The following is a 13,163-nucleotide window of genomic DNA, read 5'->3' on the forward strand; positions in this document are numbered from 1 at the left end:
TATGACGCTGGGGGGGACAGTCCACATCATCGACGACGACGATGCGGTGCGGGATTCGCTTGTGACCTTGCTGGACGCGTCGGGGTTCGCCGTCAGCGCCTATGCGTCGGCCGCCGCCTTCCTCGATGGGATCGAAAGAGCGGCCAGCGGCTGCGTCGTCACCGACGTCTGCATGCCCGAGATCAGCGGCCTTGAGCTGCTCCGCCGGCTGAGCGACCGGCTGCCGCAGTTCCCGGTGATCGTGCTGACCGGGGAGGCGGACGTGCCGACGGCGGTGGAAGCGCTCAAGAACGGTGCGTTGGACCTGATCGAGAAGCCGTACTCGGCCGAGACCATCGTGGCCGCCGTCCGCCAGGCCCTGACCCAGCTCGAGGCCCGCAGCGATCGGGACAGCCGCCGCAGCGAAGCGGCGGAACGGCTGGCGGCGCTGTCGGCGCGCGAGCGCGAAGTCCTCGACGGGGTCGTTCGCGGCCTCTCGAACAAGGAGATCGCCCGCGAGCTCGGCATCAGCCCTCGCACCGTTGAGGCCTATCGGGCCAACCTGATGATGAAGATGGGCGCCGACAGCCTGTCCGACCTCGTCCGAATGGCGATCGAGGCGAACACGGGCGGTTAGGCGGCCGCGTCCAGGGCCGCCCGCACGGCCTGGACAAGAACCTCCGCCGCAAATGGCTTCTCGATCACGGCGCGGGCGCCCTGGGCCAGGGCCTCCCCGGCCAGCGCTCGGCTGTTGCGCGCGGTGATCACCAGCACCGGCATGTGCATGTTCAGGGCCTTGAACGCCCGTAGCAGCTGCAGGCCGTTCATCTCGGGCATCTGGATGTCGGTGATCACGCACCCGGCCACGCCACGTTCGGCCTGGGACAGGAATGCCTGCGCCGTGGCGTAGGTCATGACCTCGAAGCCGTGCGTCTCCAGCATGATCGCCAGCGAGTCGCGCACCGCCTCATCGTCGTCGATGATATGCACAGCCGGGGGCGCCATGGCGTCGTGGTCGGCTTTCCTGGGCTGGGTGAACGCCGTTCAGGCGAGGAGCCCGGATCGTGACGTCAAACGCCGGTCGCTGAAATCCCGGGCGGTCACCTACGGGAAACTACGGTAGCCGCAGCCCCGCTCAGACGGCGCCGTCCTCGACGATCATCCGCGCGCCCTTCTCTGCGATCATCATCGTAGGCGAGTTGGTGTTTCCCGAGGTGATCGCCGGCATGACCGAGGCGTCGGCGACCCGCAGTCCCCCGATCCCGTGCGCCTTCAGCCGGGCGTCGACGACCGCGAGGGGGTCGGAGCCCAGGCCCATCCTCGCGGTTCCCGCCGGATGGAAGATGGTCGTGCCGAGCTGCCGCGCCGCGGTGAGAATCTCCTCGTCGCTCATTGCGGCGGAGCTCGGCCCCCGCTCACGGGCCCCGTAGCGTTTCAACGGCGGCTGGCCCGCGATCGCGCGCACCAGCCGCAACGACTCCACCGCGACGCGCTGGTCCTCAAGCGTCGCGAGGTAGTTGGGCTGGATCGCCGGCGCGGCGGCGGGGTCGGGGCTACGGGCATGGATGCCGCCCCGGCTGGTGGGGCGCAGGTTGCAGACGCTGATGGTTATGGCCGGGAAGGCGTGCAGCGGATCGCCGAACTTCTCCAACGACAGCGGTTGGACGTGGAACTGCAGGTTCGGCGTCGCATGCTCGGGCGAAGAGCGGGCAAAAGCGCCCATCTGGGACGGTGCCATGGACATCGGCCCCTTGCGGAAGGTCGCGTACTCCAGCGCCATGAGCGGCCGCCGCCACCATGACCTGTAGAGCGCGTTCATGGTCGGCACGCCGAAGACCTCGTAGATCGGCCGGATCTGCAGGTGGTCCTGAAGGTTCTCGCCGACTCCGGGAAGATGGCGCAGGGTTTCGATCCCCAGCGCCGCCAGCCGCGCGCCGTCGCCGACGCCGGACAACTCCAGCAGGTGCGGGGTTCCCACTGCGCCGCCCGCCAGCACGACCCCGTCCCGAGCTCTTGTCTCGAAGGTCTGGCCGCCCCGCCTCCAGCGCACGCCGACCGCGCGACCGCCTTCGATGAGCACCTTTTCCACGTGGGCGGCGGTTTCCAGGCGCAGGTTCGGCCGCCCCAGGGCCGGCTTGAGGAACCCGGCCGCCGCGCTCCAGCGCCGGCCCGCCCGCTGGTTCACCTGGAAGTAGCCGCTGCCGGCGTTGTCGCCGGTGTTGAAGTCGACCACGCGGGCCACGCCGGCCATCTCCGCGGCCTCGGCGAAGGCGTCCAGGACGCGCCAGCGCATCCGCGGATGCTCCACGCGCCAGGCGCCGCCCTGGCGGTGGTGCGCGTTCGGCGGGGCGATGTGGTCCTCCTGGTCGAGGAACAGCGGCAGGACGTCGTCCCAGCCCCAACCGGCCAATCCCCGCTGCCGCCAGCCGTCGTAGTCCGCGGCCTGGCCGCGCATGTAGATCATGGCGTTGATGGCCGAGCTGCCGCCGATCACCTTGCCGCGCGGATAGCGCAGGCTGCGGCCGTCCAGGCCCGGGATCGGGTCGGTCTCGAACATCCAGTCCGCGCGCGGATTGCCGATCGAGAAGAGGTAGCCGACGGGAATATGGAACCAGATCCAGTCGTCCTTGCCACCGGCTTCCAGCACCAGGACCCGACGCGAGAGGTCCGCCGACAGCCGATCGGCCAGCACGCAGCCGGCGGAACCGGCGCCCACCACGATGACGTCGGCGTCCTCGGAAGTGGAGATGGCCAGGATGCGGCTCCTCGTTCGGTTCGCTTCCCAGGCGTTCTAGCGGAGGTCGCGCCGGGCGCCCATCTAGGGGCGCCGGAGAGCTTAAGTGTCAGTCGCCGAAATCATTCCTTTCGCCCGGACCCCGTCCGCCGGGCGCGGCGCCCAGGGCGCCGACCCCATCCTCACCGTTCGCGCCGGCTCCGTCAGGGTTCGACACCAGGCCGCCATGTCGTTCGACCTGTCCTACGCCGGCGACCGGCCGATGCTGCTGTACGTCTTCCAGGCGCCGAGGTCGGTGGCCGAACAGGGGTGCCGGCCGGGCGCCTTCGCCCTGCTGAAGCCCGGCACGTCGCTGGAGATCCACCACCCCGAGCCGATGGAGGTGCTGGCCGTCGCCTACGATGGCGACCGCGATCTCGTGCTGGGTGACCTGGAGGATGTGCCGCGCGGCGCGAGCGACCCCGGCGTCCGCCTGCTGGCCCAGGAGATCCGCCGGGTCCTGCGCGACGAGGACGCCTCCGACCCCCGCTATGTGGAGACCCTGGCCGAGAGCCTGCTGGTGCGGGCCGCCGCCGTCGCCGCCTCGCCGCAGTCGGCCGCCGCCACCCGCGCGCTGACGCCGCACAAGCTGCGGCGCCTGACCGCCTTTATCGACGCCAACCTGGACCGGCCGCTACAGGTGGCGGAGCTTGCAGCGGAAGCCGGCCTCAGCCGCGCCCATTTCACGCGCGCGTTCCAGAGCGCGGTGGGCCAGACGCCTCATCGTTTCGTGCTCTCGCGCCGTCTCGAGGAGGTTCGGGTCGCGCTGGAGGCGACCGCGGACGACCTGTCGACCCTGGCCGCCCGCTACGGCTTCTCCAGTCACGCCCACATGTCGTCGGCCTTCCGCGCGGCCTACGGCGCCACGCCGTCCAGCTATCGGCGCAGCTTGGCTGCCGACGGGCCGCGGGCCCTGGCTGCTTCCTGAAACGCCGACGCGCCCGGAGCTGTCTCCGGGCGCGCTAGCTGCAACGAATGAAAGGCTCCGGCGCTCGCCCCGGGTGGGGGGAAGGGCGAGACGCCGGAGCGGGCCTCAGGCTGGGGGAGCGCTAGAGGCCGAGCTTGTAGCGGAAGCCCACGGTGACCGCGTTGGTGTGATAGTCGCCATCGAACCGGGTCGGGCCGGCGCCGGCCTTCACGTCGGTCACCGCCAGGTAGCGGTAGGCGATCTCGCCGGTGAGACGGTCGCTGAACGGATGGGCCACGCCGGCCTTCAGCTGATAGGCGAAGCCGGTGTCGTCCTCGCCGCGCGACTTCACCTGCGCCAGGCCGACGCCGGCGCCGACGAACGGCTGCCAGGCGCCGCCGCGGTTGAAGTCGTAGTAGCCGTTGAGGAAACCGCCGACGGTCGAGGTCTTGCCGGGGGTTGCGCCCTTGTTGTCGGCGCTGAGGTAGGCGATCTCGGCCTCGGCGCGGAGGTTGTTCGCGAATTCGCGCCCGACGGCGCCGCTCACGGCCCAGCCGGTGTCACCCTTGCGATCGGGTGTGGCGTCGAGACGGCTCTCGAACGATGCGCCGGCGTTGCCCTGGACATACCAGTTGGCGTCCTGCGCCGAGGCGGCGCCGGCGGCGAAGGTGGTCGCGGCGGCCACAGCCGCCAGAGTGAGAGACTTCATGTGGTTTTCTCCTTCCCCGGTTCGCCCGGGATTGATGGGAAGGAGTTGGGGCCGTCGAGGGCGCGTCGCTTCCACGCAACGCGCGGACTTTCAAAGCTGTGCGGAAAAGCGCTGCGGCGGCGAGGGCTCGCGCCTTCGGGATTGCGCGCGGGCCTCGATTCCAGGTGAAACAGCTTGGCTAATCCCCCATCTTTCGCCATGCCGCGGGGAGATAGACGCGCGTTCGGCCGCGAGACTTGAGGAGGAAATCACTTGGCGCCTTCCGGGCCGTCCAAGAAAGCTGCGGAGGACGGCCCGCTGGTCCAGGCGTTCTTCGAGAAGCGCGAGAGCCTTCTGCTGTTCCTCGCCTCGCGCACGCGCTGCATGGCCACCGCCGAAGACCTGATCCAGGATCTCTACCTGAAGCTCGCCGCGATGGACGCCGGGACCGACGTTCGCGCACCCTCGGCCTTGCTCTACCGCATGGCCGCCAACCTCATGATCGATCACGTGCGCAGCACCCAGCGGTCGTCCCGGCGCGCCGGCCAGTGGAGGATGGAGACCCGCGCCATGCTCTCCGGCGAGGATATCGTCGAGGAGCTTCCTGCTGACGAGGTGGTGGTCGCCAAGCAGCGCGTCCGCCAGCTCGCCGAGGCCGTGGCCGCGCTGCCGCCTCAGATGGGGCGGGCGTTCCGGCTCCATAAGCTGGAAGGGCTGAGTCAGGCCCAGACCGCCCAAGCGATGGGCGTCTCGGTGAAGATGGTCGAGCAGCACATCCAGGCGGCGATCCGCAACCTCTCGCAGAGGCTGCGGTCATGACCGGCAGAGAATTTTCCGGCGCGCCTAGGGGCGGGGGCGGGCGGCGCCGTCTCATCCGCTGTCCAGCGCTGTTCGCCTGGACTGGGTGGACGGTCCGATGAGCAGCATGGCGACGCAGGAGGAACGGGCGATGGCCGACGCCGCCGCTTGGCTCGCGCGCCTGCAGCGCGACGACGTCACCGAGCGCGACGGCCTCGACTTCGAAGCCTGGCTCGCCGCGGCGCCGGCGCATGCGGCCGCCTACCGGCGGACCCTGGCGATGTGGCACGAGTTCGAGGGCTGCGCTGACGACGTCCTGACCGAACTGACGACCCAGGCGCGCCACGAAACCCTGCGGCGGGCGCCGACCCGGCGCGGATGGCTGATCGGGGCTGGTGGCGCGGCGCTCGCGGCCACTCTGGCCGTGGCTGTCGTGCCGGGCCTCGTCACCGAACCCCCTGCCGAGACCTTCGCCACCGGCAAGGGTGAGCGGCGCAAGATCACGCTCGACGACGGCTCGGTGATCGACCTCAACGCGGAGACGAGCCTCAGCGTGCGGCTGACGCGGTCCGCGCGCGAGGTGACCCTGGCGGACGGTCAGGCCATCTTCGACGTGACGCACGATCCCGGCCGGCCATTCACCGTGGCGGCGTCGGGCCGCCTCGTTCGCGTCGTTGGCACTCGGTTCGACGTCCGCAGCCGGCATGGCGAACTGGCGGTGACCGTGGCGGGTGGCAAGGTCCGGGTCACGCCGGCGACCTCTGCGGCCTCTGGTCGCGCCTTTCTGCTCACGCCGGGCCAGAGGCTCGAAGTCGACCGCGCAGGCGTGGAACAGCTGAGGGCCGTCGACCCTGAGGAAGCGCTCGGCTGGCGCATCGGCCGGCTGGTCTATCGCGCCGAACCCCTGGCGAATGTCGTGGCCGACCTGAACCGGCAATTCGAGCACCAGATCGAGATTTCCGACCCCGAATTGGGCCGGATGCCCATCACCGGAGTCATTGTCGTCGATGATCAGGCTGCGGTCATGGCGCGCCTGACCCTGATGCTCCCCGTAAGATCAGTGCCGTCCGAGCGGGGCCTGCTGCTTCTTCGGAAGTAAATTCAAAGGCCGGAGCGGAGCCGACCCTCCCGAGGCGTTGCTCGGCCGCGTCCTTGCCTTCGGCAAACTCAGCAATCGGAACCAGGTGCGCCAGACGCGCTCCGGCGGCCGGTCGCCCGCACGGATGATGCTTTCGGCGGCGACGTGATTTTTTTCGTGGCGACCTAGGGGTCGCCGCGCGGCGTGACGTCTCCCCCGCGACCTATCGCTTTCTGGAGAAGCAGGGTCGGAAAATCGCGCCGTGACCCGGCGCAACAGTCAGATGCGGCGCGCGTTCCGAGCCCACGGTCGCGCCGGGTAAGGCTGAGCGCGGCCCTGGCGGGAGAGCGTCCAGGGCCGCGCCTCTCCATGCGTCACAATGCGGATTTGGCCGAAACAGCCAAGGATGTTAACGTGCGCCTGTTGATCGCGGCCGGCTCGGGCCGCGCACACAGGCGCGTACTGGTTCTCCAGTCCGGTTTCGCGCACGAGACCACCGCCCCGGCCTGAGGACGTCACACCTCGGCCGGGGCTTCTTCGTTCTGGGGCCGCCCCCCACACAAGCAGCGCTTGGCTGGACGGAAGCGAATTGGAGTCGAAGGCGTGAAGCTGCCGACGTGGGGCCTTTGGCTATTGGTGGCAGGCTGCTTGGTCTTCATCGCGATCGCGAATCCGATCAGCCGCTTGTTCATCGCCTGCTACGGCTTCGGAGCTTGCCTCTAGCGCTCCACAAGTCTGAAGCGTCGGGCTGTTGTGGCGGTGAGAGAGGGATTCGAACCCTCGATAGAGTTTCCCCTATACACGCGTTCCAGGCGTGCGCCTTCAACCACTCGGCCACCTCACCACACGCCGCGCGGGGGAGTGGGGCCCCGGCGGAAGGCGGGCATATACCGTCAGGAGGTCTTCGGGGGCAAGCGGCGGTTCGTCGCCTGCTGCAAGCGGGTCGGATCGAACAGCGACCGCCCTTGAGCCGCGACCAAGCGGGCTTCGAGCCGGCGGGAGTCCGCGCGCCAGCGGGCGAGGCCGCCCGCGGCGCCGGGATCGCCCTCACGCACCGCCGCCTGCAGGCCCTGGAGGTTCAGGTCCGCTGCGCGCAGGCGGGCGATCTCCCCAGGTTGCCCGGCATATCGCTCGTCGATCAGGAACAGTCGGGCGCGGGCGGCGCCGATCATCAGGACGGTGGTCGGGCGGTCCCCGGCGGCCAGTGCGGCTTCGGCGACGGCGACGGCGCGACGGGCATCGTCCAACAACCGGCGCGGAGAGACGGGCTCGCGGGGCATGCCGGGGCAGGCCGCCGGATCCAGCGCCCGGACATAGTCGGCCAGGCCCTGCAGCACGGCGGCCGGCGGCTCGCGGCCGTCGAACTCCTCCACGATCAGGCCGCGGATGAACCCGGGCAGGTCGGCGGCCGCCACCTTCAGCGCCGACCGCGGGCCGGAGAGGTCGGGGATCGGTCTCGGGTCGTGGACGCCGTTGCCCCGACGGCTGGAGAAGAGGGAGAGGGTGACGTCGGCGGTGCCCGGCTCGCCCGAGGCGCCGGGAAACTGGAAGTCGGGGTTGCCGCGGCCGGCGCGGTGGCAACTCTCGCACGACAGGCCGGCGCGCGCCGCCTGGCCGCCCAGCAGCAGGGGCGTGCGAAAGGCCGCGCGGCCGATTTCCACCGACCGCGCCGCCGCCGGCTCGGCGGGGGCCTTCAGGCATTCGGTCGGCTGGGTCGCGAAGATGCGCACGGCGTCGTCGGTCGGCGGAACCCACGACAGGGCCTGCAGCGGCGGCCGGGAATCGGCGGCCAGGGCGGTGGCCGCGCCCGTGAACGCGATCGCGAGCCCTAGAGCCCGGGCTCGCCGCCGGCGTCGATCCAACGGCGCAACTCCTCGGCCTCGGCGCAGCCATAGGCGCAGATGCGGTCCAGGGCCGCCAGCATCAGGCGCGCCCCGGCCACGTCGCCCCGTTCCACCTTCAGCTCGCCATAGTATTCGGTGGCGCCGCGATGGGCGGGCGCGACGGCGAGCGCCTGGCGATAGTAGCTCTCGGCCCGATCGAACCGGCCCTTCTTGCGCCAGGCATAGCCCTGGTAGGTGAGAATGTCGGGATGAGGACCGAAGGCGGCGCGGGCCGCGTCCAGCGAGGCCAGGGCCTCGTCGTAGCGCTTCTCGTTGATCAGGCCGACCGCCTGCACGTAGGCCTGGTCGCCGGCGGCCGCGAACAGCAGGGAGCCGCCCTCCAGCGCCGCGCTGGGCTGGCCGGCGGCGGTTCCGCCCGCCAGGGCCTTCTCGACCTCGGCGGTCAGCGACTGCAACGTCGCCGCGTCGCAGCCGGCCCCGCAATCCGCGGCCTTGGCCTTCAGCCAGGCGAGCTGTTCCTGCGCCTTGGGGTCCTTGAGGTTGGCGAGCGCCATGCCGAGGCCGGCGCGGCTGGGCAGGTCGTCGGGCGACAGCTTGACCGCCCGCTCATAGGCCTTTCGCGCGCCCTTCCAGTTTTGGGCGCCGGATTGGGCCACGCCCAGCAGCCGCCAGCCGTCGACGTTCTTGGGCGCCGCGTCGGTCACCCGCTGGGCCGCGCGGGCGGCCGCCTTGTAGTCCTTGGCCTGGATCGAGGCGACCGCCTTGGCGTATTCCTCGGCGGGGTCGTAAGCGGGGGCCGAGGCTGAAGGCATGGCCATTCCGGTCCCCCCGCCGCTGCCGGCGGCGAACGCTCCCGCGGTGGTCAGGCCGGCGACCGCGCCGGCCAGCAGCATGATCCTGAGCGACCGCATCGCGCATCCTCCTCACAAGTGTGGTTCGCGTGTATGCCGGGCCATGTCGCGCCGCTTCAACCCGGCTTGGCAAGATGCAAAACTGTGTTCGTTCGACGATCTGCCGGCCGATCCAGATTCCGGAGGCGCGCATGCTGTTCAAGACGTCCGACGGAGCGTCGGCCCCGTGACCCGCGATGAGCTTCACGCCGCGTGCATGGGCCTTCCCGGCGCGCACATGGACGTCCAGTGGGGCGACGACCACGTCTACAAGGTGGCGGGCAAGATGTTCGCGGCCACCGACGGCGCGTGTTCGAACCTGTCGTTCAAGGCCACCGATATCGCCTTCGAGGCCCTGGTCGAGGCCGGCCGGGCGCGCCCAGCGCCCTATCTGGCGCGAGCCCGGTGGGTGATGCTTGACGACCTGGCGGCGCACGACGCGGCGGAGGTGGCGGACTGGGTGCGGACCGCCCATGGGCTGGTGGCGGCCAAGCTCACCAGGAAGCAGCGGGCCGAGATCGGGCTGTGACGCCGCAGGAGATCCAGGCCGTGGCGATGGCGTTGCCGGACGCGACGCGGATCACGCTCTGGCGGCGGCAGGACGTCTACAAGGTGCGCGGCAAGGTGTTCGCCATCTGCGAGGCCGATAGCCTGTCGTTCAAAGCCACCGAGATCGCCTACGAGGTGCTGACCCGGGAGGGGCCCGGGCGGCCGGCGCCGGGATTCGTCCCGGGCCACTGGGTCAATATCCCCTTGTCCGGGCTGGAGCGGGACGAGACCGCCGGATGGATCGAGACGTCGTACCGGCTGGCCGCGGCCGGCCTGACGAAAGCGGCGCGTCGGGAGCTGGGGCTGGGATGACGCGCGAGGAGATCCAGGCCGTGGCGATGGCGTTGCCGGCGGCGACCCATGTGATCCAATGGGGCGGGTCCGACGTCTACAAGGTGGGCGGCAAGGTGTTCGCCGTATGCGGTATCGCCAATGGCTTGGCCTTCAAGGTCAGCGAGATCGGCTTCGTGGTGCTGACCGAGGACGGCGGGCCGGGCCGCCAGGCGCCCTATTTCGCCAAGGGCCACTGGGTGCTGGTGGACATCGACGAGACCGACATCGAGGACGCGGCCGGCTGGCTCGCCACGTCGCACGGCCTGATCGCCGCCAAGCTCACGAAGGCGACCCGGGCGGAGCTGGGGCTCTAGCTTCCAGCAGTCGGCGGAACTCGTGGATCGCCACCGCGGCGGGCGAGCTGCGCTGGCGCCAGAACAGCAGGGCGACGGCGCCCAGGGTGGCGGTCATGAACGCCCAGGGGCCGAACAGCCATGCCGCCGCCGCCAGGGCGAAGTAGTAGCCCCGGACGCCTGAGTTGAACGAGCTAAGGGCGGGATTCAGCAGCCGCGCCAGCAGCGCGCCATAGGTCGCGCGCTGGTCCTCGGCCAGGGGTTCGGGCGTCGCCCCCAACGCCGCGAGGCAATAGTTGAGCTGGCGGATCGACCAGATGAAATCGAGCAGCCCGCGGGCCAGGGCGACCAGCACCAGCGCCAGCTGCATCTCGAAGAGCATGCGCGAGGAGGTTCTCACCACCTCCAGCGCCGAGACCGAGCGAAAGGTGCTGTCGCCGCCGAACAGAGCGCCCGCGGCCGCGGCGATCAACAGCAGGTTGGACGAGGCGAAGAACGACGCCGAGTTCAGGGCGTGGCCCAGAAGCTGGCCGTCCATCAGCCGCACTTCTCGTCCGGTCATCTGGGTCATCCAGGCCGTGCGAATGACGGTCATGTCGGTGTTGAGGACGCCGCCTCGCCGTTTGCCGAACGCCGTCAGCAGGGGTTCGTAGAACAACCAGGCCAGGGCGAAGACGCTAAGGGCGATGATGTCCAGAAGGGCCATGTCAGTCCTCGAGGATCAGGCTGTGCTTCCGATTGTCCGGCAGCAGGAAGATCATGAGGAACGCCACGGCCATACCCAAGGCCACATAGACGTAGAATCCGCTTTCCAGGCCGGCCCGCTTGAAGGCGAGCGCGATCGGCTCGGCCGTGCCGCCGAAGATGGCGGTGCCCGTGCCATAGGGCAGGGCGACGCCCAGGGCGCGGACGTTGGCGGGGAACAGCTCGGCCTTCACCACCGCGCTGACGGCGTTGTAGCCCGACATCAGGAACACCAGGGTGGCGACCAGCGCGAAGGCGACGAACGGGGACTGGGTTCCGGCGATGATCGAGAGGGCCGGATAGGCCGCAAGGGCGCCGCCGCCGAAGGCGATGAACAGGGTGGCCTTGCGTCCCCAGTGGTCGCTGAGCCAACCGAAGAACGGCAGCGCGAAGAGATACACCACCAGGGCGGCGGCTGTGATGCCGGTGGCCGTAGGCCCGGGGAAGCCCGAAGTGCCGGTCAGGAACTTCGGCATGTAGGTGGTGAAGGCGTAGAAGGCGAGCGAGCCCCCGGCGGTGAAGCCGAAGATGGTCAGGGTCTGCTTGGGGTAGCGCATGAACAGCATCATCGTCCGCGCCCGCTCGGCGCCGGAGGCCTTTGAGACCTCGTAGGACTGGCTCTCGTCCATCCGGCTCCGGATCCAGAACACCACCACCGCCATGGCCGCGCCGATGAAGAACGGAATGCGCCAACCCCAGCTCTCCAGGTCCGCCGGGTCCATCGTGATCTGCAGCAGGCTGAGGATGCCCAGGGCGATGAGCTGGCCCATGACCATGGTCACGAACTGGAAGCTGGACCAGAAGCCGCGGCGGCGCCGGCCGGCCATCTCGGAAAGATAGGTGGCGCTGGCGCCGTACTCGCCGCCCACCGACAGGCCCTGGAGGATGCGCGCGACCACCAGCAGGATCGGGGCGGCCACGCCGATGGTCTCGTAGCTGGGCAGGACGGCGATGATGAGCGAGCCGCCGCACATCAGGCTGACCGCGGCGGTCAGGGCGGTCTTGCGGCCGGCGTGGTCGGCGTAGAGCCCCATGAGCCAGGCGCCCAGCGGACGGGCGAAGAAGCCCACCGCGAACACGGCCATGGTCTTCAGAAGCCCGGCGAGATCGTCGTCGCCGGGGAAGAAGTGGTTCGAGAAATAGACCGCGAACGCCGAATAGACGAACCAGTCGTACCATTCGACCAGATTGCCGGCCGATCCGCCGAGGATGGCCCTGAAACGCTGAGCAGCCGTGAGGCCTGGGGTGGCGACCCCCGGCGGGATCTGGGCCTCGGCCCCGGTCTCCGTCGCGGTCATGCAGTCTCCCCCAGCTCGACTTTTGAGGCCGATGCTAGGGGCAGCCGCGGACTACGCCAACGTCAGATCCGTCCCATCACTACGAGGATGATGACGATCACGAGCACCAGGCCTAGGCCGCCGCTCGGGAAATATCCCCAGCTACGCGAATAACCCCACGAGGGCAGCGCGCCCAGCAGGAGCAGGATCAGTATGATGATCAGAATGGTCCCAAGGGACATGGCGCTCTCCTCCGGTCCCCCGACCTCGACCGCATCGAACGCGAATGGTGAAGGTCGGGTTCCCTGCGGGCGCCGTTCGCTAGTCCGCTGCGTCGGCCGTGTGCAGGCGGTGCTCGCGGTCGGTGGACTGCAGCGCATACATGATCCCGATCCAGCCGCCCTTCACGCGAGGCAGGACCAGGAGCGTGAGCGCGGTCAGCGCGCCCAGGATGATGGGCAGGGAATAGAGCGGCGAGGTTTCCCAGACGACGGGGAAGAACAGCATCGGCGCGACGATCAGGTGCCCCACCAGCAGGATGGTCAGATAGGCCGGGCCGTCGTCGGCCGGATAGCGGGCCAGATCGTGGCCGCAGGCCTCGCAGGCCGGCTGGACCTTCAGATAGCGGCCGAACAGGCGACCCTTGCCGCAGCACGGGCAATGCTGTGACAGGCCCCGGCCGATCGAGCGGAACAGCGGATGGTGGAATTCGGCCATGGCGCCCATATGCGCCCTCGCCGCGCAGGGGGGAAGGCCCCGGGGGCCTTCCGCCGCACCCGACCTACTTCTTGGCGTCTTCCGCCGCGCCGGTCACCGCGCGCCCGGCGGCGGAGGCGTCCTTGCCGATGCCGGAGACGGTGTTGCAGGCCGACACCAGGAGGGCGGCGGCGGCGGCGGTCAGAACGATCAGCTTGCGCATGGGAAGAACCCCTCTCGAATGAGCCTTAGGTCTCTTGCGCCGTCTATCTAGTCAAGCTTGCGGCGGATGGAGGCCCGGCTCGGCCGGCTGG

The 13,163-nt window shown here is 69.9% G+C and carries 17 protein-coding genes and 1 tRNA gene; 7 read left to right on the top strand and 11 right to left on the bottom strand.

Going from position 1 to position 13,163, the window contains the following annotated elements:
* Position 1 precedes the first annotated feature (1 nt).
* Positions 2-616: a response regulator FixJ gene (gene fixJ / locus AX721_RS19060; protein ID WP_068877560.1), complete on the top strand. Its 615-nt coding sequence runs from the start codon at positions 2-4 to the stop codon at positions 614-616.
* Here the strand turns inward: fixJ and AX721_RS19065 are convergent.
* Positions 613-969: a response regulator transcription factor gene (locus tag AX721_RS19065; protein ID WP_197422647.1), complete on the bottom strand. Its 357-nt coding sequence runs from the start codon at positions 967-969 to the stop codon at positions 613-615. The two genes, fixJ and AX721_RS19065, sit on opposite strands and share 4 nt — an antisense overlap.
* A gap of 145 nt (positions 970-1,114) precedes the next feature.
* Positions 1,115-2,698, bottom strand: a complete 1,584-nt coding sequence (locus tag AX721_RS19070; RefSeq protein WP_231733353.1) for a GMC family oxidoreductase — start codon at positions 2,696-2,698, stop codon at positions 1,115-1,117.
* Positions 2,699-2,819: 121 nt separating this feature from the next.
* Here AX721_RS19070 and AX721_RS19075 point away from each other — a divergent pair, with 121 nt between their 5' ends.
* Positions 2,820-3,680 carry a helix-turn-helix domain-containing protein gene (locus AX721_RS19075; RefSeq protein ID WP_068877563.1) on the top strand — a complete coding sequence of 287 codons (861 nt, stop codon included), beginning with the start codon at positions 2,820-2,822 and terminating at the stop codon, positions 3,678-3,680.
* Between the two features lie 121 nt (positions 3,681-3,801).
* On the opposite strand, the gene AX721_RS19080 is transcribed toward AX721_RS19075, so the two are convergent.
* Complete coding sequence (locus tag AX721_RS19080; RefSeq protein WP_068877564.1) at positions 3,802-4,368, bottom strand: outer membrane protein; 567 nt, start codon at positions 4,366-4,368, stop codon at positions 3,802-3,804.
* Between the two features lie 252 nt (positions 4,369-4,620).
* Between AX721_RS19080 and AX721_RS19085 the strand changes: the two genes are divergently transcribed.
* Together AX721_RS19085 and AX721_RS19090 are read left to right on the top strand one after the other, a co-directional pair.
* Positions 4,621-5,166, top strand: a complete 546-nt coding sequence (locus AX721_RS19085; protein ID WP_068877565.1) for an RNA polymerase sigma factor — start codon at positions 4,621-4,623, stop codon at positions 5,164-5,166.
* Positions 5,167-5,263: 97 nt separating this feature from the next.
* Positions 5,264-6,244 carry a FecR family protein gene (locus AX721_RS19090; protein ID WP_068877566.1) on the top strand — a complete coding sequence of 327 codons (981 nt, stop codon included), beginning with the start codon at positions 5,264-5,266 and terminating at the stop codon, positions 6,242-6,244.
* Between the two features lie 733 nt (positions 6,245-6,977).
* Here AX721_RS19090 and AX721_RS19095 read toward each other — a convergent pair.
* The 3 genes from AX721_RS19095 to AX721_RS19105 all read right to left on the bottom strand — a co-directional run bounded on the left by AX721_RS19095 (position 6,978) and on the right by AX721_RS19105 (position 8,978).
* A tRNA-Ser gene (locus tag AX721_RS19095) sits at positions 6,978-7,067 on the bottom strand.
* Positions 7,068-7,116: 49 nt separating this feature from the next.
* Positions 7,117-8,085: a hypothetical protein gene (locus AX721_RS19100; RefSeq protein ID WP_068877567.1), complete on the bottom strand. Its 969-nt coding sequence runs from the start codon at positions 8,083-8,085 to the stop codon at positions 7,117-7,119.
* The gene (locus AX721_RS19105; RefSeq protein WP_068877568.1) at positions 8,052-8,978 is read right to left on the bottom strand and encodes a lipopolysaccharide assembly protein LapB; all 927 of its coding nucleotides are present in this window, start codon (positions 8,976-8,978) and stop codon (positions 8,052-8,054) included. Before AX721_RS19105 ends, AX721_RS19100 begins: the two co-directional genes overlap by 34 nt.
* Before the next feature lie 166 nt (positions 8,979-9,144).
* Between AX721_RS19105 and AX721_RS19110 the strand changes: the two genes are divergently transcribed.
* From AX721_RS19110 to AX721_RS19120, 3 genes are read left to right on the top strand one after another with little or no spacing between them, the layout of a single operon-like run.
* Positions 9,145-9,486, top strand: a complete 342-nt coding sequence (locus AX721_RS19110) for an MmcQ/YjbR family DNA-binding protein (protein ID WP_231733354.1) — start codon at positions 9,145-9,147, stop codon at positions 9,484-9,486.
* Entirely contained in the window at positions 9,483-9,818 is a 336-nt protein-coding gene (locus tag AX721_RS19115; protein WP_068877569.1) for an MmcQ/YjbR family DNA-binding protein, read from the top strand. The genes AX721_RS19110 and AX721_RS19115 overlap by 4 nt, the downstream gene beginning before the upstream one ends.
* Positions 9,815-10,153 (top strand): MmcQ/YjbR family DNA-binding protein, encoded by a 339-nt coding sequence (locus tag AX721_RS19120; protein ID WP_082765603.1) that lies wholly within the window; start codon positions 9,815-9,817, stop codon positions 10,151-10,153. The genes AX721_RS19115 and AX721_RS19120 overlap by 4 nt, the downstream gene beginning before the upstream one ends.
* Here AX721_RS19120 and AX721_RS19125 read toward each other — a convergent pair.
* The 5 genes from AX721_RS19125 to AX721_RS19140 all read right to left on the bottom strand — a co-directional run bounded on the left by AX721_RS19125 (position 10,119) and on the right by AX721_RS19140 (position 13,072).
* Positions 10,119-10,838, bottom strand: coding sequence for a DUF599 domain-containing protein (locus tag AX721_RS19125; RefSeq protein WP_068877571.1), 720 nt, complete (start codon positions 10,836-10,838; stop codon positions 10,119-10,121). The two genes, AX721_RS19120 and AX721_RS19125, sit on opposite strands and share 35 nt — an antisense overlap.
* Before the next feature lies 1 nt (position 10,839).
* Positions 10,840-12,174 carry an MFS transporter gene (locus AX721_RS19130; RefSeq protein WP_082765604.1) on the bottom strand — a complete coding sequence of 445 codons (1,335 nt, stop codon included), beginning with the start codon at positions 12,172-12,174 and terminating at the stop codon, positions 10,840-10,842.
* Positions 12,175-12,236: 62 nt separating this feature from the next.
* Positions 12,237-12,395 carry a DUF3309 family protein gene (locus AX721_RS26970; RefSeq protein ID WP_082765605.1) on the bottom strand — a complete coding sequence of 53 codons (159 nt, stop codon included), beginning with the start codon at positions 12,393-12,395 and terminating at the stop codon, positions 12,237-12,239.
* 79 nt (positions 12,396-12,474) lie between these two features.
* Positions 12,475-12,870: a DUF983 domain-containing protein gene (locus AX721_RS19135; protein WP_156467259.1), complete on the bottom strand. Its 396-nt coding sequence runs from the start codon at positions 12,868-12,870 to the stop codon at positions 12,475-12,477.
* Between the two features lie 64 nt (positions 12,871-12,934).
* Positions 12,935-13,072: an entericidin A/B family lipoprotein gene (locus tag AX721_RS19140; protein WP_068877573.1), complete on the bottom strand. Its 138-nt coding sequence runs from the start codon at positions 13,070-13,072 to the stop codon at positions 12,935-12,937.
* Positions 13,073-13,163 lie beyond the last annotated feature (91 nt).

The sequence above is a fragment of the Phenylobacterium sp. CCH9-H3 genome, assembly GCF_001557235.1.
In the GTDB taxonomy this organism is placed as follows: Bacteria; Pseudomonadota; Alphaproteobacteria; order Caulobacterales; family Caulobacteraceae; genus Phenylobacterium.

Bases quoted from the DNA above. Each gene is read 5' to 3' on its own strand.
- AX721_RS19130 (WP_082765604.1), bottom strand. From the start codon at position 12,174: ATGACCGCGACGGAGACCGGGGCCGAGGCCCAGATCCCGCCGGGGGTC.
- AX721_RS19090 (WP_068877566.1), top strand. From the start codon at position 5,264: ATGAGCAGCATGGCGACGCAGGAGGAACGGGCGATGGCCGACGCCGCC.
- AX721_RS19125 (WP_068877571.1), bottom strand. From the start codon at position 10,838: ATGGCCCTTCTGGACATCATCGCCCTTAGCGTCTTCGCCCTGGCCTGG.
- AX721_RS26970 (WP_082765605.1), bottom strand. From the start codon at position 12,395: ATGTCCCTTGGGACCATTCTGATCATCATACTGATCCTGCTCCTGCTG.
- AX721_RS19135 (WP_156467259.1), bottom strand. From the start codon at position 12,870: ATGGCCGAATTCCACCATCCGCTGTTCCGCTCGATCGGCCGGGGCCTG.
- AX721_RS19080 (WP_068877564.1), bottom strand. From the start codon at position 4,368: ATGAAGTCTCTCACTCTGGCGGCTGTGGCCGCCGCGACCACCTTCGCC.
- AX721_RS19105 (WP_068877568.1), bottom strand. From the start codon at position 8,978: ATGCGGTCGCTCAGGATCATGCTGCTGGCCGGCGCGGTCGCCGGCCTG.
- AX721_RS19120 (WP_082765603.1), top strand. From the start codon at position 9,815: ATGACGCGCGAGGAGATCCAGGCCGTGGCGATGGCGTTGCCGGCGGCG.
- fixJ (WP_068877560.1), top strand. From the start codon at position 2: ATGACGCTGGGGGGGACAGTCCACATCATCGACGACGACGATGCGGTG.
- AX721_RS19140 (WP_068877573.1), bottom strand. From the start codon at position 13,072: ATGCGCAAGCTGATCGTTCTGACCGCCGCCGCCGCCGCCCTCCTGGTG.